23 protein-coding genes are annotated in these 16,571 nt (G+C 67.7%); 8 read left to right on the top strand and 15 right to left on the bottom strand.

Translation table 11 applies throughout. From position 1 onward, the window contains the following. Positions 1-15: 15 nt before the first annotated feature. On the bottom strand, positions 16-600 hold the full coding sequence (locus ABZU53_RS14660) for a TetR family transcriptional regulator (protein ID WP_355066263.1): 585 nt from the start codon (positions 598-600) through the stop codon (positions 16-18). Between the two features lie 40 nt (positions 601-640). Continuing rightward, complete coding sequence (locus ABZU53_RS14665; protein ID WP_355066432.1) at positions 641-889, bottom strand: NAD(P)H-binding protein; 249 nt, start codon at positions 887-889, stop codon at positions 641-643. A 53-nt stretch (positions 890-942) separates the two neighbouring features. On the opposite strand from ABZU53_RS14665, the gene ABZU53_RS14670 reads away from it, so the two are divergent. The 6 genes from ABZU53_RS14670 (at position 943) to ABZU53_RS14695 (ending at position 4,288) form a co-directional block, all read left to right on the top strand. Continuing rightward, complete coding sequence (locus ABZU53_RS14670; protein ID WP_355066265.1) at positions 943-1,362, top strand: NAD(P)H-binding protein; 420 nt, start codon at positions 943-945, stop codon at positions 1,360-1,362. 127 nt (positions 1,363-1,489) lie between these two features. Continuing rightward, a complete protein-coding gene (locus ABZU53_RS14675) occupies positions 1,490-1,888 on the top strand; it encodes a YbaB/EbfC family DNA-binding protein (protein ID WP_355066267.1) in 399 nt (132 codons plus the stop codon). Further along, positions 1,875-2,195: a type VII secretion target gene (locus tag ABZU53_RS14680; RefSeq protein WP_355066269.1), complete on the top strand. Its 321-nt coding sequence runs from the start codon at positions 1,875-1,877 to the stop codon at positions 2,193-2,195. Before ABZU53_RS14675 ends, ABZU53_RS14680 begins: the two co-directional genes overlap by 14 nt. A 134-nt stretch (positions 2,196-2,329) precedes the next feature. Beyond that, positions 2,330-3,385 (top strand): WXG100 family type VII secretion target, encoded by a 1,056-nt coding sequence (locus tag ABZU53_RS14685; RefSeq protein WP_355066271.1) that lies wholly within the window; start codon positions 2,330-2,332, stop codon positions 3,383-3,385. Next, positions 3,382-3,729 carry a hypothetical protein gene (locus ABZU53_RS14690; RefSeq protein WP_355066273.1) on the top strand — a complete coding sequence of 116 codons (348 nt, stop codon included), beginning with the start codon at positions 3,382-3,384 and terminating at the stop codon, positions 3,727-3,729. Before ABZU53_RS14685 ends, ABZU53_RS14690 begins: the two co-directional genes overlap by 4 nt. Positions 3,730-4,120: 391 nt before the next feature. After that, positions 4,121-4,288 carry a DUF4926 domain-containing protein gene (locus tag ABZU53_RS14695; protein WP_355066275.1) on the top strand — a complete coding sequence of 56 codons (168 nt, stop codon included), beginning with the start codon at positions 4,121-4,123 and terminating at the stop codon, positions 4,286-4,288. A gap of 148 nt (positions 4,289-4,436) precedes the next feature. Here ABZU53_RS14695 and ABZU53_RS14700 read toward each other — a convergent pair whose 3' ends face one another. Together ABZU53_RS14700 and ABZU53_RS14705 are read right to left on the bottom strand one after the other, a co-directional pair. Continuing rightward, positions 4,437-4,781: a hypothetical protein gene (locus ABZU53_RS14700; protein ID WP_355066277.1), complete on the bottom strand. Its 345-nt coding sequence runs from the start codon at positions 4,779-4,781 to the stop codon at positions 4,437-4,439. 73 nt (positions 4,782-4,854) lie between these two features. After that, positions 4,855-5,304 carry a VOC family protein gene (locus tag ABZU53_RS14705; protein ID WP_355066279.1) on the bottom strand — a complete coding sequence of 150 codons (450 nt, stop codon included), beginning with the start codon at positions 5,302-5,304 and terminating at the stop codon, positions 4,855-4,857. 107 nt (positions 5,305-5,411) lie between these two features. On the opposite strand from ABZU53_RS14705, the gene ABZU53_RS14710 reads away from it, so the two are divergent. Then, positions 5,412-5,846, top strand: a complete 435-nt coding sequence (locus tag ABZU53_RS14710; RefSeq protein ID WP_355066280.1) for a TIGR03668 family PPOX class F420-dependent oxidoreductase — start codon at positions 5,412-5,414, stop codon at positions 5,844-5,846. 15 nt (positions 5,847-5,861) lie between these two features. Here the strand turns inward: ABZU53_RS14710 and ABZU53_RS14715 are convergent, their stop codons facing one another. The 7 genes from ABZU53_RS14715 to ABZU53_RS14745 form a co-directional block, all read right to left on the bottom strand. Then, positions 5,862-6,773, bottom strand: a complete 912-nt coding sequence (locus tag ABZU53_RS14715) for a TIGR03619 family F420-dependent LLM class oxidoreductase (RefSeq protein ID WP_355066282.1) — start codon at positions 6,771-6,773, stop codon at positions 5,862-5,864. A 40-nt stretch (positions 6,774-6,813) separates the two neighbouring features. Beyond that, a complete protein-coding gene (locus ABZU53_RS14720; protein WP_355066284.1) occupies positions 6,814-7,068 on the bottom strand; it encodes a DUF2267 domain-containing protein in 255 nt (84 codons plus the stop codon). Between the two features lie 38 nt (positions 7,069-7,106). Further along, positions 7,107-7,523, bottom strand: coding sequence for a DUF2267 domain-containing protein (locus ABZU53_RS14725; RefSeq protein WP_355066286.1), 417 nt, complete (start codon positions 7,521-7,523; stop codon positions 7,107-7,109). Positions 7,524-8,035: 512 nt separating this feature from the next. Beyond that, complete coding sequence (locus ABZU53_RS14730) at positions 8,036-8,761, bottom strand: CBS domain-containing protein (RefSeq protein WP_355066288.1); 726 nt, start codon at positions 8,759-8,761, stop codon at positions 8,036-8,038. Positions 8,762-8,842: 81 nt separating this feature from the next. Then, positions 8,843-9,745 (bottom strand): phospholipase D-like domain-containing protein, encoded by a 903-nt coding sequence (locus tag ABZU53_RS14735; RefSeq protein WP_355066433.1) that lies wholly within the window; start codon positions 9,743-9,745, stop codon positions 8,843-8,845. A gap of 86 nt (positions 9,746-9,831) precedes the next feature. Further along, positions 9,832-10,083, bottom strand: coding sequence for a hypothetical protein (locus ABZU53_RS14740; protein WP_355066290.1), 252 nt, complete (start codon positions 10,081-10,083; stop codon positions 9,832-9,834). After that, the gene (locus tag ABZU53_RS14745) at positions 10,080-10,370 is read right to left on the bottom strand and encodes a DivIVA domain-containing protein (RefSeq protein WP_355066292.1); all 291 of its coding nucleotides are present in this window, start codon (positions 10,368-10,370) and stop codon (positions 10,080-10,082) included. Before ABZU53_RS14745 ends, ABZU53_RS14740 begins: the two co-directional genes overlap by 4 nt. Before the next feature lie 241 nt (positions 10,371-10,611). On the opposite strand from ABZU53_RS14745, the gene ABZU53_RS14750 reads away from it, so the two are divergent. Then, the gene (locus ABZU53_RS14750) at positions 10,612-11,028 is read left to right on the top strand and encodes a winged helix-turn-helix domain-containing protein (RefSeq protein ID WP_354856878.1); all 417 of its coding nucleotides are present in this window, start codon (positions 10,612-10,614) and stop codon (positions 11,026-11,028) included. A gap of 18 nt (positions 11,029-11,046) precedes the next feature. On the opposite strand, the gene ABZU53_RS14755 is transcribed toward ABZU53_RS14750, so the two are convergent. The 4 genes from ABZU53_RS14755 to ABZU53_RS14770 form a co-directional block, all read right to left on the bottom strand. Further along, a complete protein-coding gene (locus ABZU53_RS14755) occupies positions 11,047-12,933 on the bottom strand; it encodes a DUF262 domain-containing protein (protein ID WP_355066294.1) in 1,887 nt (628 codons plus the stop codon). A gap of 81 nt (positions 12,934-13,014) precedes the next feature. Beyond that, positions 13,015-13,692: a DUF6308 family protein gene (locus ABZU53_RS14760; protein ID WP_354856881.1), complete on the bottom strand. Its 678-nt coding sequence runs from the start codon at positions 13,690-13,692 to the stop codon at positions 13,015-13,017. Next, positions 13,689-14,822 (bottom strand): hypothetical protein, encoded by a 1,134-nt coding sequence (locus ABZU53_RS14765; protein WP_355066296.1) that lies wholly within the window; start codon positions 14,820-14,822, stop codon positions 13,689-13,691. The genes ABZU53_RS14760 and ABZU53_RS14765 overlap by 4 nt, the downstream gene beginning before the upstream one ends. A gap of 5 nt (positions 14,823-14,827) precedes the next feature. Beyond that, entirely contained in the window at positions 14,828-16,435 is a 1,608-nt protein-coding gene (locus tag ABZU53_RS14770) for a protein kinase (protein ID WP_354856886.1), read from the bottom strand. Positions 16,436-16,571: the final 136 nt, after the last annotated feature.

Raw genomic sequence — 16,571 nt, forward strand, 5'->3', positions numbered from 1 at the left:
GTCGTGCGCGGCGGGTCAGGGCCGGCGGGGCCGGGCGTGCAGGGCCGCCCGCAGCGCCGGACCGAAGACGCGCCGGACGTCGGCCGGGGACAGCGCGCCGATCGAACGGATCGGGTTCAGGTACCGCGTGAAGATCAACCCTCCGAGTACGCCGACGGCGGCGGTGGCGCGTTCGGTCGCGTCGGGGCCGCCGAGAAATTCAGCGATGCGGAGGCGCAGCTCACCGTCCAGGTAGTCACGCAGGGCGCGCATCGTGTCGTCGTCCCGCACCGCCATCCGGTTCTCGGCGGGGACTGTGGCGTCCCACAGACCGGTGACCGAGTCGAGCAGGCGGTCGGCCAGGCCGGCCTGGTCGCCCCGCAGAGCCTGGTCCAGAGCGGTGGGGTCGACGCAGAGCAGGTTCAGCGACTGGCTGAAGAGGCCCTGCTTGGAGCCGAAGTGATAGCTGATGAGCGCCGGGTCGACCCCCGCGGCGGCGGCGACCGCCCGCACTGTCGTACCCGGGTAACCGTGCTCGCGGAACAGGTCGCGGGCGGCCTCCGCGATGCGGGCCCGGGTATCGGGATTGCCGCGGGGCCGACCCCGCGTTTTATTCAACACGGTTGAATAATGCGCTCCTGCGGTGGCACGGTCAACACCTTCACCACAGCAACGAGGAGTGCACCCATGCGTACCGTCGTCTTCGGCGCCACACGGTGATCGGTTTCGGGGTGAGCGGCACGCCCAGGCTGGACAGGACGGCGTCGCTGCCGGCGACGGCCTGGTCGACCGCGTCGGGGTCCGCGACGTCGGCGCCGACCACGGTGAGGCCGGCGCGAGGCCGGACGTGGTGGGGGCGGCGGGTGACCGCGACGACCTCGTGGCCGGCGGCCAGGGCCTGCTCGGTTATCTGGCGGCCGGTGGGTCCGCTACTCGCGGGGCAACGCGCACATCGTCGCGGCGATGCACCGCCACGGCGTGCAGCGGCTCGTCACGGTCAGCTCCAGCGTCCTGGACCCGACCTGGCGGCCGACCGGCGAGTTCTTCTTCAACAACGTGCTGGATCCGCTGTTCAACCGCCGGGTGGGCCGTACCGCCCACGAGGACATGCGCCGGATGGAGTCGCTCGTACGCGAAAGCGACCTGGACTGGACAATCGCCCGCCCGTCCGGCCTGTTCGACCACCCCACCGCGACGCGCTACGAGGTGGCGGAGAACGTCGCGGACGGCCTGTTCACGGCACGCGCAGACCTGGCGGCGAGCATGCTGGCGCAGTTGACCGACGACCGGTTCGTCCAGCGGGCGATGGCGGTGATCACCACCGAGGTTCGGCCGAGCATCGCAGGTCTGCTCTGGCGCGAGGCCGTCGCCAAAAAGAAGTGACGCCCTCCGGAGCGACTCGCACGACGACGCCGCCCAATATCCGGGCATGCACACAGCGCCACCGGTTGGTAGCGTACCGGTGATCTCGCCGGCGGTGGCCGGCGGTGGTCCCCTGGGGAGGGTCAGCATGTGGGCGGACGAGGCTGCGCTCGACGCGGCGGGACGCCGGCTCGACGAGTGGGAGTCGTCGCTCGCCGAACGGGCGGAACGGGCGAAGACGCTGTCAGCGAGGATGCAGGATCTGACCGGCAGCGCCCGCAACGCCGACCGGACGATTGACGTCACCGTCGACTCGGCTGGCCTGCTGATCGACCTGCGGCTCGACGAACGCATCCGGCAACAATCCGCGGCGCGCACCGCCCGGCAGATCCTCGACACCACGAGAGCCGCGCGTACCGACCTGCTGCGGCAGGTGGCTGACGTAACCGCGGAGTCCCTCGGCGACGACGCGAGCGCCCAGGCCATCATCGACTCGTACCGCAGTCGGCTGAGCCGCGACCAGGGGCCGAGCGATGCCCGCCGGTGACGGCATCCAGGTCGACCCGGACGACCTGACCGCCCACGCCGCACGCCTCGATCGCTGCGCCGGCAGCCTCGACACCGCCCAGCAGGCGGGCCAGCACGTCCGGCTGGGCGCCGACGCCTACGGGCAGCTCTGCGCGATGATGCCGATGCTGCTCGACGGCCTGCAACGCACCCTGGTCGACGGGATCGGGTCCGCCGCCGGGTCGGTGCGGGACACCGCCGGCAGGCTGCGGACCGGAGCGGACCGCTACCGACACTCCGACGCCCGCGCGAAGCACCTGCTCGACGGGGTGCGGCAACGCCCGTGACGTCCAACCCGCTCGTCGCCGCCACAGCGGACACCCCGCCCGGCGCGTGGGCGGGTGTGTGGATCTGCGAGGACATCGAACTCATCGCGCAGGGCGTCCGCAACGGCAGTTGGATCGACGGCAGCCTCGGTGTGGTGAGTGCCGGCCTGGACGCCCTCGCCTTCGTCTCCGACCCGGTCGGCGCCCTGCTGCAATACGGGATCGCCTGGCTCATCGAGCACGTCAAGCCGCTCAGCGAGGCGCTCGACTGGCTCGCCGGCGACCCGGCACAGATCACCGCACACGCCCAGACCTGGCGCAACGTCGCCGCCTCGCTCCGCGAGGAAGCCGCCGAGCTGACCCGCGCCGTCCGCGACGACGTCGCCGGCTGGGGCGGCAGCGCCGGCCCCGCCTACCGCGCCTGGGCCGCCGAACAACAGCAGGCGATCACCGGCCTCGCCCAGGGCGCCGACACCATGGCCGCGATCACCGAGGGCGCCGCCGGCCTGGTGGCCGCCGTCCGGCTCCTGGTCCGCGACGCCATCGCCACCTGCGTGTCCCGCCTCATCACGTACGCGGGCGAACTCGTCGTCACGGCGGGCCTCGCCACGCCCCTGGTCGTGGAGCAGGTCACGACGCTGGTGGCGTCGTGGGGGGCGCGGATCGCGCGGCTGTTGCGGGGGCTGCTGGCCAGCCTGCGACGGCTGATCCCGGAGGTACGCCGGCTCGGCGACCTGATCGAGAAACTCAAGCAGGCGCTCGGGCGACTCCAGAAAGGAGAATCGCCACCGAGCCGGAACACGCCCGAACCTGAGCCGCCTCGCGAGCCCCCAACGCTTGCGGCGACGGAGCAGCAGCGGATACACGATCTCGGCATGGATCCGGCGACCGGGAGGTTCCGTCCCGGCGAGGCGGAGACAGCGGTCCGGCTAGAGCAGGAAATGAGCGTGATACTCCACCGCGCTCCCCCGGCCTCCTCTGCCGACTGGGTGGACGAGGCCGGACGGACCTACGATGCGGTGGGCAACTTCCCGGCGCAGTTCTTTGACCGTCAGTGGCCCCAGTTGCAGTATCAGATCGAACGACACTTGGACAAAGCTGACCTGGTGCCGGTGGACGTGTCGCAGTTCATCCCGGAACAGGTTGCCCGGATCGAACAGTTCATCACGGATCGAAACCTCGGTCCGCGAGTATTCATCGTGGGGAAATGATGGCTGGCCTCATCGTGCTGAAACCCGGCGTCGACTGGACCTCATCGGGAGGGCTGTTTGACTGGACGCTGGAGTTTTTGATCTCCCGCCTCTCGGACAGACAGACCGCTAACCGCCTGCAGGAGATCGTCGACAACAACCTCGGGTCGTTGTGGGTCGACGACCTGCCCGCGGCAGCACAGCTGGAGATCGTGAGTCATTGGCGAAACGACCTGGTGACAACTGGCGAACGGCAACTGCCCGAGACCGAGCACAAGGTCGACGTCATTCGCCATCTTCAGGAACTGGTGGACGCAACCTACTCAGCCGGGTACCCCGACTCGAGCAATCCTGTTAGTCGATGACGCTACGCGGTCCCGTCACCCCAGGAGTTGGGCGCCGAAACCGCTACGACGTGCCCACAAGGTCAGCGGCGTTAGATCCGTTTCCCCGGTCATGATGCTCGCTGACCTGACGGCAACGATGGCATGCACGGCCTGGAGTCGGCCGCCTCGAACTCTCGCATCGTCGTCTCGACCTGGTGGGCCGCGGCGGGTGCGTGCTGATGGCTCGCCGGGATCGGGGTGACCGGGCCGTCCCCGTACGCCAGGACCTGCTCAGAGGCCGACGAGAGCGACCTTCCGACGGGGTTGGTGGCGTGCACCTGGGTCAGCTACTCGGTCCAATCGCACCTGGAGAACGGCGCATCTGCGCCTCGGATGGTGACCATCCCGTTTCCGCCGAAGGAACGCTGACATGTTTGAGCTGTACGACGTGGTTGAGCTCCGAGAAGCCATTCCGGGAGAAGGCCTTCCTGCCGGGGCAGTGGGAACCGTCGTGCAGGTCTTTGACGGCCCCCCGCCTGCGTACGAAGTCGAGTTCGCCGACGCCGACGGCCGCACCGTCGCCATGGTCACGCTTTGAGCAGACCAGATGATGCATCGCGAAGCGTAGTTCCGTGGCAGCGAGCCGGTTACGGCTCGGCTTCCGGCAGCCGAGCACAAGGTCGGTGTGGCTCGCTCAGGGCGGTGTCCCAGCGGAACATCTTGCCCCCAGGTTCAGCGGGGGCGACTCAGCCACTCCCAGGCGTGGCGGAGGCCCACCTGCACCGGGTCGTCACCCGCGGCCTCGGCCCTTCTGGCCGGCGTGTCCTCACCCGGCTCGTGCATCTCCGCACCGGTACCGACAGCACGACCCCCCGCTCGTACAGGTCGGCGATCTGCTCCCGGTGGGCGAAGCGGTGGGACTGGTCCGGCCCCGGCGGTGCCACGATGATGCCGTGGAAGATGTCCTTCGGTTCGTCGGTCAGCACGTGCTCGACCACGCCGACGGGTGCCGAATCGACGTCGTAGACCCGGGTGCCGACGGCGAGCGCGAGGTACGAGACCTTCGCGCCGAGATCCTCCACGACGTTCACGTTACCCACCGCCTGATCACCAGGGGCCCGATCACGATGGCTGGTCCGGGCTGGGTTCCCCGGTGTCGGTCGCTCAGGCGGCGGCTGCTCGACCCATCCCGGCGCGGATCCCCGTGCCCTGACCGAGCTCGATCAGATAGCCGTCCGGATCGCGCAGGTAGCACCGGATCTCGACGCCATGATCCTTGGGCTCGGTCAGGAACTCCCCACCCCGTGACCGCCACTGCTCGTAGACCGCCCGGACGTCGGTGACCCGGACGTTCATCGCGCTGCTGAGCGTGTTCGGATCCGGCGGCGCCTTCGCCTGCACACCCGGCTTGTCGTCGGTCGGACCACCCTCGTCGTTGATCACGATGTAGCTGTTGTGGAACCGCAGGATCGCCGGCTGGCGTTCCCGCACCACCGTCGCGCCCAGCACCCGCTGGTAGAACTCCCGGGAACGGTCCACGTCCCGCACGATCAGCAGGTGCGTGAGCACCAGCCCAGCCTCGGGCTGGAAGTAGTCGGGCGCCTCGCTCGCCATCACGCCTCCCCGGGTCCGATCGGCAGGGCCTACCCGCATACGCCGCCGGCACACCCGCCGGCCACAACGAGTCACCACGACGGGTGTCGGCTGTTACCGTCGGGCCTGTGCCCGCCGACGAAATCCGGCATCGGGTCCAGTCGGCCAGGGTGGCCCGGCTGACCACCGTCCGGGCGGATGGGCGTCCCCACCTGGTGCCCGTGTGCTTCGTCCTGCTCGATGATGTCGTCTACCACGCCGTGGACGAGAAGCCCAAGCGCCACCGGCGGCTACGCCGGGTGGAGAACATCCGGGCGACGGGGCATGCCTGCCTGCTGATCGACGAGTACGACGAGGACTGGTCGCGGCTGTGGTGGGTCCGGCTGGACGGGCACGGTCGGCTGGTGGAGGACCACGCGGAGGAGGCCGCGGCCCGCGCGGCGCTGGCCGACAAGTACCCGCAGTACGTCCAGCAGCCGCCAGCCGGGCCGGTGATCGCGATCGCGGTGACCGGCTGGTCGGCGTGGTCCGCGGCGGACGCGGCAGCCGACCCGGCCGGGTGAGCACCGGCCGGGGTGTCAGTGGGTCGGAGCAAGGGCCTCCAGCACCTCGTCGGCCCGGCGCAGCGACGCCTGCGGGTCGGCGCGGGGTGAGCCGATCTCCGGATCGAAGTTGAGATCGACGAACACTTCCGTGATGCCGGCTTCGGCGAGTCTGCCAAGATCCGACCGGATCTGCTCGAGCGTGCCCGTGAGCGGCTCGCGCCCGGGCGGGCTCGTCGGCCGTACACGGACCGCGCCGCGGCAGACGAAGCGCAGTGCGCCGGGATCGCGGCCGGCCTCCGCGGCGGCAGCCTTGACGGTCGCGACCGCCTCGCCGATGCCTGTCAGGTCCGCCTGGCTGCCACTGACCCAGCCGTCGGCGAGCCGGCCGGCCCGGCGCAGCGCGGCGGGCGCCTGGCCGCCGAGCAGGATCGGCGGGTGTGGCCGCTGCACGGGTTTCGGCTCCATCCGCGTCGGCGGGACCTGGTAGAACTCGCCGCGATGCTCGGCGACGTCGTCCTGCCAGAGACTACGGAGAACGGCAAGGAACTCCTCGGCACGATGACCCTGCCGATGCTTGCTCACCCCCGTCGCCTGATACTCCTCGTCCGCCCAGCCGAGGCCGAGTCCCACGTCGAGCCGTCCGCCGGCGAGGATGTCCAGGGTCGCGGTCTGCTTGGCCAGCAGGACCGGAGAGAAGAACGGCATGTTGAGCACCGCGACGCCGAGCCGGATCCGCGTGGTGTGGGCCGACAGGAACGCCAGCGTGGTCAGCGGGTCCTGGACGCTGTGGTAGGTCTCGCTCCACGCGAGGTCGGCGGGGACCAGGAGCCGCTGGAACGTCCAGAGCGAGTGGTACCCGAGCTGCTCGGCGCGGCGGGCGACATGGATCATGTTCTCCGGTGTGGCCCACGAGCCGGAGACGGGCGGGGCGAATCCAACCTCCACCCGCGCACCGTACCCGGATCGGGCCAGGAAGTGGCTCGGTTCAGGCCCCGACGCTGCGACCCACCGCACGCAGCAGCCGGAAGTCCTTTGGCAGTTCGGATTCCAGGTTCTCGAGGTCTTTCGCGCTCACCGCCTCGCGCAGGGTCGTCAACACGGCGCGGGCGCCCTCAGCGGTCCGCTCGTCCCTCCCACCACTGACCCCTTCCGCCACGGTCGTCAGCGTGGCTCCGACGACGTTCGCCGCCGGCATTCGGGCCCGCTTCCCCACCGCTTCGAGAAATTCGGCGTAGTTCACCAGTGACCAGTTGGGGTGCGTCGCGGGGTCCGTGTGTGCTACCCGCGGCGCTGGCGGCCACCGGCGCCCACCGGTTCGATCACCTGCCGGAACTCCTTCGGAAGCTGGGCCATCGCGTCCTCGAACTCGTCACGGGAAACAGCCTCACGGAGCGTGGTGAGCACCGCGCGGACCCCGGCACCGGCGAGCGCACGGTCGACGGCCGGGTGGTCCGCCACCCGCCGCACGAACTCGTCGAGCCCGAACGGCTGGGCATGTTCCTGCCTTCTCAGCGGTGGGGGTTTGCGCAGGTGATCGTCGAGCCCGTCGGGAAGCTGATAGGCAAGGTCCTCAGCCTGGCCGGCGCTGATCCGATCTGCCAATGTCTCCAACGTCGCGCTGGTAAGCGTCGCCGCCTGATCGGTCGACACCTTCAGCCGCGTGGCCACTGCGTTGATGAAATCATCGTATTCCACCTGATTCTCCTCTCCTGCCCGATCGCCGTCGAACCGTCAGTCAGGTGCGCCCCTGACCTCAATGCGCCGCGTTTCGGTTCGGTGCGTCTTGCTCGGGCGTAAGGGTCAACACCCTGCCCAGGAAGACCGCGTCGACGCTGTTCGGGTCGATGTCGCCTGATGGCGTCACGACGTGTTCGAACTGGCTGGCCCCTGGGTTCCCGGCGGCGGAGGAAGAATTCCCTGGCGTTCCCGCTCGTTGAGCGTCCCGTGATACCCAACTGGTTGTCGCGCAGCGCCCTGGTACCTCGACAGCCTGCGGGAACCGGGGGTGACCGTGCCTCATCCGGATCGGGCGAATCAGGAGTGGTGGTTTCACCACCACCGCAGTTGCGTCCCCGACGCCATCGTCGACCGATTCTGTCTGCTCGGCCCCGAGTCGGCCCTCGTCGACCGGCTGCAGTCTGCGGCGGCGGGAGCGGCTGCCGTTTGGCCCGGCGCAGGCTGCCCCCGGCCAGCCCTGCCTGGGCAGCTCAGGTGAAGGCGAGCGCCTCGCTCAAGACCGGTAGGTCGAACGGAACCACCAGGCGCAAAGGCTTGTCGGTCCGCATGCCGTTCTGAGTGATGATGAGCGTCGTATTCAATTGACCGGCAAGCCGGCTTCGGCTGAGCCGGTCGATCGCCTCCACCACGGTGATCGCCCTGCTGACCAGAGCGGCGCCCTCCCCGGGCTCGGCGAACCCCAGCACCTGCCGGACCGGCTCCTCCTCGGCAATTCCCGTGTTCCTGACCAACTGATCGGCGAGCCACCGCGCGATGGCGTTGGTAGTCAGCACGCCCACGTAGGCGTCGTCGTACACCGGCAACTGTGAGTACCCGAAGGAACGGACGTGCTCCAGCGCTGTGCTGATCGGGTCGTCCGGGTGCACCGCGCAAACATTGCCGGTTCTGAGGACAGTCAGCGCCAACGGCGGTTCGATGATCTGCTGTCGGAGATGCTCGATCTCCTGCACGACGGTCTCGACCGGGTCGGCAATCGGCCGGCCGCCGTAGTAGGTGCCGTGGCTGATCGCGTTCCGCAGCGAGGCAAACGCGACCAGGGCGTTCTTCTGCTGCTGCGACAGAGGCCTCCGCTGCCCATAGTCCCGGATCAGTTGGGCAAACCCGACTGCCACGTCGGCCCGCAGAGTAGAGCGAAAGTGCTTTTCAATGTCATTGAAGGCGGCGAGGAATCGCGCACCTGCCGTCGTGATCGTCACCGGCGGAGCCTGCCACATCCCCAGCCAACACCGGGACGCCCGGCGGGTGCTGTTCACCAGCTCACATGGCGACGGCGCTCGTCATGATCGAGCAGGAAGCTTCGGCAGCTTGAACAACTCACGAAGCGCTTCACGCTGCGGTGAATCCATCCGCACCCAGTCCCCCTCGCGCAGCTTCGCTAGGGTGCTGTCGAGAGCGGCCGCCACCTCGCCCAGTGTTCGACGGACGCAATCCCGGTCCGTCCGGTAGAAGCCCATGGCCGCTCCCCCACGGCGACGGCGATCGAGAAACCTGACCAGCTGAACGCTGCGCGGGCGGATGAGCACCACCATGTCGGGCTGAACAAGCGAACTCGCGTCCGTCGCGGACTCGCTGATGGCGATCGTGCCGTACCTGCCCCTGCCCCCGGCAACCCTGTGCATCCGATAGCCCGCCTGCGCGAGCGCGGTTTCCTCGTCAGTCCACTCGACGCTTTCCTCCGGGCCCACCCAGACGTCGTACGGCTCGTTCGGTTCGAACGGTGGATCCGGGTTCCACAGCACCGGGCCACCAGCGGCACGCACCGGCACCGTGTCCGCCCAATCGAGCCAAGCCTCGTCGACCTCGAATGCATCGGCAGCCATCGCGTCGATGAACTCCCGAGCACTGACGACGACTGCAGCTTCGGTGCTCTGGATCGCCGCCTCGACCGTACGGTCGTTGTGGGCACGCAGCGAAAGGTTGGCCGAACCCACAAAGGCGGTCCGACCGATGACGAAGACCTTCGCGTGCAGGGTCTCATGGGCATAGAGCAGGACACCCTGCTCATACCAGCTCCGCAGCAGACGAGCGGAGGTAGCGCCGCTGGCGATTGCGTTCCTGCTGCCGTTGACGACGATCAGGTCGCCTGCTTTCACCGGCAGCAGGTCGGCCGCTCCGTCGCCCGCGTAGGCGACGGCAGCCCTGACCTTCCTGCCCTCGGCCTTCTGGCAGATCGTGTGCATCACCTGGCTCGCTATGAATGGCACACCGCATCATGGCCCGCCTGTACGGCCGTGTCCATGGTGGTCCGTCGCAGGCATCGCTCCAGTCACCTGCGTAAGCGGCGGGAGCATTCGCCCTCGTGGCCATCGCGCAGTAGGCACCGCCGGCCGCCGGCCAGCCGCAGGTCGCAGAAGACCCGGTGTCGCAGGTACTGCTGGTCCTCCTCGGAGACCGTGGTCTCCCCCGGGTCCGCCATCGGCAGCACCAGCATCCAGCGACCGATGACCCGGGCCAGGCGTTGCGCGGCGGGCAGGTCGGTGGCAACGACGGGCAGGTGGATGACGTACCGCTGGCTCATTGGGTGTGGTCCAGTTCGTTGCTGGCGCCGGCCTGCCGGCGACGCACGCCGGCCTTGATCCGGGCCGTCTCGAGGCGGCTCTCGGCGAGAGCAGCGTAGACGGCAGCCATGTCGACGGCGACCCGGTCGAGGAAGGCGTACACGTCGTCGGGGTTCAGCCCGCGACGCCCGAGCCCGGTCGGTGCGAAGCGGCGCTCGCGCACCTGCCACGGCAGCAGACTGGTGTGCGTCGAGGAGCGGATGGTCGCTCCAACCTCCCGTGCCGGTCGTTGGTTACGGGCGCTCATCTACTCGACCTGCCTTCCCTTTGATGGAGGGTGGGCCCGTGTTCACACCGCTTGCGCGAACCCACCCGGCCTGCCACCACAGCGTCGACTGGCAGCACGGCAGCGGGGTTGCTGCACGGCGTCACTCGACCGGGCTATAGATCCCCGTCCCGCGTTGAGCTTCCGCCGCCTTGATGAATATACGTACAGGGGCACAGGGGCACAACCACCACGGCCCACGGGGGGACAAGGCTTACCAGACATGACCGTCGATCCGCGCTCACACACGCCCGTTTACGTGCAGGTCGCTGACCTGTTGCGGAGACGGATCGAGTCCGGTGAGCTGGCGCCTGGGGTGTCGCTGCCGAGCGAATCGCGGCTGACACAGGAGTACGGCATTGGCCGTGAGGCGGTCCGGATGGCAATGTCGATCCTGCGTTCCGAAGGGCTGGTCAGCACGGTCCGCGGGCACGGAACGCGGGTACGACGTGCGCCTGAGCGGCAGCAGATGGAGTTGCCGGCCGGCGCGTCGGTCGTCGCTCGAATGCCGACGGGCCAAGAACGGAATGAGCTGCACCTGGACGAAGGCGTCCCGGTGCTGGAGATCCGCCACGGCAAGGGCGAGATGGAAGTCAAACCCGGCGACCAGGTCGAGCTGATGCGCCCGACCGAGAGTTAGCCACAGCAGCCGGACGAGTTAGCGGTCGTCCTCGTTGGCGTCGTCTGTGTCCTGCGGATCGTCGTCCTCCTCCGCGAAGGCCTCGGGTGCCTCCCCACCCCCGGTCAACTTCCCCGCATCAACGTCCCGCTGCGCCTGCTTGCCCATGGCCGTCTCCACCAGCTCCAGCAGAGCTCGCCGACGCGCAAGGAAGAAGGCGTCGAAGTCAGCGGCCCTCAGTGCCTTGGTGTCAATCAGGTGCGCACCGATGATGGCATCAAGTTCATCGGAGCCGATGGCGGCGGCACCTTCGAGCTTCGGCACGTAGGCCGCAGGAGAGGCTCCCCCGATGAAACGGTTGGTCTTCCCGGCCAGCGGCGTCTTGTTGATGATGCTCTCCCGGAGATTGCGCGGGATCTTGTTGTCGTCGCACCACTTCTTTGGAAAAACGTGATGGATGTCGACGTCGAGAGCGACGTACTGCGTATGGTCGAAGGTCTGGTGGAATCTCCAGTCCTTGGCACCCCCCGCCATCAGGAGTGCGTGCAAGCCCTTGTACGCGGCGGACTGCCGAGTTCGCAGAGACAGCAGCCGGGACTCAGCGAACGTCGCTCCCGACACGGTGCCCGGAAGCTCGGGGGCGGTGTCCGGGGACGTCACGGCTCGCGCCCAGGCCGGGACCTGGTCAACGTCGCGCGCGAAGCGGGTTTCCGTGGCGCCTCCGTAGAGCTCGCCGAGGATGCCGCACCAGAACCACTGGCGTAAACGGCTGCGAACCCCGTGGATGGTCGCAGCCTCGCCGAGGATCACGCGGATCACTGCCAGAGGCACCAGTTGAGTCGGGTAGGGGATGTCGCGCGCCCGGTGGATGTGTTCGTCCCGGAGGAACTGCGCAACCCACACCAACGCCTCCCGCACCTGCTCAGCCCAAGCCAGGTATTGACTGAGCTCAAGCCGCAGCACGTCTTCCTTCCGAGCGGAGGTGAACGACGACCCGTGAGCGGTCACGAGCAGGGTGATGGCTTGGAGGAAATCCGTGTTGCGGATGCCCCTCAGGACGGGATGGGCGGAGATGATCTCCTCGGTGAGCTGCCAGTCGTCCTTCAGCCGGAAGTCGTCCCCGTGCTGGTGGAAGTAGGCGGCGTCACCAGCGAAGGTCGCCGTCAACAACTCGAAGACGTTGAGGGGAAGGCCACCCGTGTTGACCTTCTCGAAGACGGTGGCGACCGCTCCCTTGGTCGTCGACTTGTCCAGCTCAATGGCAGGGATCTCGTAGCTCTGCATTGGCGTGAGGATCTCGCCTTGGAAGCGCTGGATGAGCGCTCGTCGCGCCGCCGCTTCACCCGTTTCTCCGGGAAAGTTCCACAACCAGTCGAGTTGACCTGGCGAGTCGTAGATCAGGCGGAACGGGAAGTAACCGTGTTCGCGCTCCTTCTCCGGCGTGGACACGTCGAGGCGAATGTCCTTGCCGAAGTTGGTCCGCTCGATCCCGTCGCCCGGCAGGACCACCACCGCCTCGTCCCGGCGAGCCGGGTCCTTTAAGGCTCGGGTGATGTCGATGTAAAAGCGTCGCTGAACCTGCTTCTTCCGGGCATCCTCGGTGTCGACAACACCCGAGCCGGTCAGGGACTGGTAGAGCGACGTCAAGCGCTGCTGCCCGTCGAGTAGGAGCAAATCTGGCTCCACCTTACTGGACATCGGAGGAGTTCCCTCGATCGCCTTTGGCTTGAACCGCACCTGGTCGTTGCCGGTTTGAAGCAGCATCAGCACGCCGAGCGGGTGGCCCAGAGTCACCGTGACGAGCAGGGATCTGATGCGCTCCTCGTCCCACTTGTAGCCGCGCTGGAAGTCCGGAAGCTGGATGCTGCCGCTGCCGGCCTGCTCCAGCAGCTTGGACAACTTGTACTGTGGCGTCTGGAATCCCACGGTGCTCCCTGCAACGATCAGTTGACAATTTCGTCAGGCTATGAGACCGGCTTCGACCCCAGCGCCCACTAGCGGTCGGTTTTAGGGAAGTTGAATGCCTCGGCATCGGTAGCCGGTGTGCTCGTCGCGGTGACGCATCCAGATCACCACGTCGAGAACTCTGAGCAAAGTGATGGCGTCCGCAGGCAATCCAGCACGCCTTCGGAGGTCGAAAAGGCGGCTGGCGAGCGTCGCTTCCTGCTCCAACAGACGACCGTGCAGCCAGCGCCAGAAGTTTCTGCGAGTCCGGAAAGCACATGCGACGATCTCATCGTAGACCGGTACGAGCAAGGGCCGCTTGCGCGCGAGTAGTTTCCCAGCCACGACCCAGCCAATGCCGTCCGCCTTCCGCAATAACCGCCAAGCCCGGTCAGCTCGTCCTCGCTCTTCGATGTATTGGCTCGCGTCAGGGTGCCCCAGGGATACGTGCGTCGGTATGCCCCGCAACTCGGCCGTTACGGCCTTCCCCAGCGCCCCTTGCAAGAGATCGAGAGAGGTATGCGGCGGCACTCGAACGCTGAGCAGTTCGACCGCGACCAGATCCTCCGCGGTGATGACGTCGCGGGTTTCCGCTCGGTCACCGCCGCCCCCGAGCCGTTCGAACTGTCCGCCGGTGAACGGCGAACGACCATCGACCCCGAAGTACCGGCGCAGATCGTTGACAGATTGCGGCTCGTCCAGGACTGTGAGAATCTGCGCGAGGGTGAGCGGCTGTCTCACGCCTCCCCCTCGGTTGCCACACGGCGTCGGATCTCCTTGAGGGTCACCATGTCACCGGCTCGGGCATCCTCTGCCGACCAGAAGTCGAGCCCATCGGTGGCCCGCCGGGTCGCGGTGATCGACGACCCATACACGTCGATCTTCACCGCCTCCCCAGCCGCGCTCGGGGATCCGAGGACCCGGCCCTCGTAGCGGATGCTGCCGTCAATGAGTACCTCGGCGACGTACTGCTTGCCCAGATACTTCCCGTATAGCTTGCTGCCCGGACGCAACCTCCCAGCCCTGATCAGGTCGATCACCTTGAGCGCGCGTTCTGCGCTGGTCACCGGCCGCTTGAGCGGACGCCCTTTGGCCGAACCGGGTGGCGTCAGCTGCTGAGGCACAGTAGGGGTGGCCGATGGACGCACGACGTGCACCGGTTCAGTTACGGGGACAGGACTGACTTTGGTCGGTGCAGCGGACGACGGAAAATCGAAGGTGGCACGGGCTCGGATGAGACTGGACCGGACCTCGTCCCTGCTAAGCCTGGGCAGGCGCCGATCGAGCATCGCCACCAGCTCCGCCGCAGGCTCCCCGTCACCGAAAAGTTCGAGCAACTCCCCGTGGACCTGGCGATCGACGAAGTAGCCCTTCCACAACTCCTCAATGCGGTTGTCACGCATGTTGCCCTTGCTGAGCAGCGACAGCAGGTCTACCGCATCGTCGAGGCCCTCCTCGATACGGACCGCGCGGAACAGCTTGTGCTCGATGGGCACTGGCGCGTGGGCGTTGTAGATCCGCCACTCGGCGCCGTCGGTCAGCGCCACCCACTCGACGCCGGCAACCGCGGCATAACTGATGGTCTGGTTGGCCCACCGCGGATCGTCGAGGTTCTCCCCGAGGCCCTTCGCTTCGATGAACAGGCGTGGTGTTCGCAGCAGAAGGAGGGCATAGTCGACCGGGTTGTCGGGACCGCGTCGACGATACTCACGGTGCACCTCGTCTGGGTCAAACAGGTCCCAGCCGAGCGCTCCGATGACTGATTCAATCAGCCCGGCCTTGGTGTTTTGCTCACCAATGCGCTGGTGTTGACGGCGGAATCGCGCCACCCGTTCGACGCACTTCTTCAGCGCGTCTTCCAGCTCCAACATGCTCATCACCCCTCACGCCGTCGGTTCGTCTCATCGGTCGCGTTCTCGCCGAGTCGATCGAGGTGCACCAACAATGTCTCGATTTCCACCGCCGCTGGCGACTGCGACCCATACAGCGCGCTGACGTCTCGAAGCAGATCCGTGAGGTGGCGACGAGCCCCGGTCACGTCACCGACCCCAGCAGCGAGCATGGCGACCTGCTGCCGCAGTGAAAACAACTCAGGCGACTCAGGCGACAGCGCACGCTGCTCTTCGGCGAGCAGCGAACGCAGCTCGTCCAAGGCTGTGGTCGCCTCGCCCAACTCCGCCTGGCACACCGCAGCCTGCTGCCGGCACTGCCAGATCAGCTCCTGGTCGGGCACCGGGCGGGTCGCCAGGTCCGGAATGAGTCGCTGAAACTCGGGCAGGGCCTGCCGGAACGCGCCGGCGAGGACGTACAGGTTGGCCAGGTGGAGCCGCAGCTCCAGGATCCTCGGCTGCCTCGCGCCGTGCCCCTTCCTGACCGGCCGCAGGGCCGTCTCCAGCAGCTCGGCGGCCTGGGTGAACCGCTCCTCCTCGGCCAGGTCCCACGCCCGCTCCGCTACCTCACTCAGCTCATCGATGGAGAGAGCCTCGACGACCTCCGGAGCGTTGCGGGGCCGCACGACGTCCACCCTGGTGGGTGCCAGTGGCACACGTGGCGGCAACGGGCCGAACGGGTACCGGTACGGCATCGTGGGGTCCACCGGTTCACCGCCCGCGACGGTCAGCGCCAGGTCGGCGGCCAGCTCACGCTCTACTGCCCCGAGTGGAGCCAGTAGCTCATACACCTCCGTGGCTGATCCCGGACGGTGCTGCGGATCTTTGGCGAGTAGTTGCGCGACGAGCCGCACCAGCTCTTCGGGCACGCCCCCGCGGTGGTCCGCAACGGAGGGCACCGGGTCATTCATGTGCCGGTGCAGCATGCCGAGCGGATTGTCGGACCGGTAAGGCGGGTTGCCGGTCAGCAGCTCGAACAGCACACAGCCGAGCGCGTACAGGTCTGCTCTCGGACCCACCGTGCTGCTCAACGCCTGCTCGGGTGCCATGTATGTAGGCGTGCCGAGGGTGTGCCCGGTGGCGGTCAGTCGCGGAACGTCAGCCGGCCCGAGGAGCGCAGCCACGCCGAAGTCGAGGACCTTGACCGCGCCGGTCGGCGTGAGCATGAGGTTCTGCGGCTTGAGGTCGCGGTGCACCAGCGAGGCGGCGTGGGCCGCCGCCAGCACGGAGCAAATCTGCGCACCGATCGCCGCCGCCCACGGCACGGAGAGCCACCCCCGCTCGGCAATGAGATCAGCGACCAGCATGCCCGGCACCAACTGCATGACAATGTAGATGTCGTCGCCCTGAACCCCGACGTCGTGAACGCTGGGCACGCCTGGATGATCGAGCCGGGCGGTAACACGCGCCTCCCGGAAGAACCGCTCGACTGCGTACTCCCGCTCGCTCTCTGGGATGGAGAGCTTGCGGAGGAACTTGATGGCGACTGGCCGGTCGAGTTTCTCGTCGAAGCCGGCCCACACCTCGCCCATACCGCCATGGCCTACCGGGTACGTCAATTCGTACCGCTCAGCGACACGCTCCTGCGCCCGCATCACGCCCCCAACGCATGTCGCATCTCATTGCAGCAACCATCGACGTAGCTCGGATTCGTCACCGTACAGTTCGCCCTACCTATGGTTCTGAGGCGGAAGCGGTTATCGGACGGGAGACAACCGTCCTCCTTTCGGC

Source organism: Micromonospora sp. NPDC005194, assembly GCF_040608335.1.
Taxonomy (GTDB): Bacteria; Actinomycetota; Actinomycetes; order Mycobacteriales; family Micromonosporaceae; genus Micromonospora.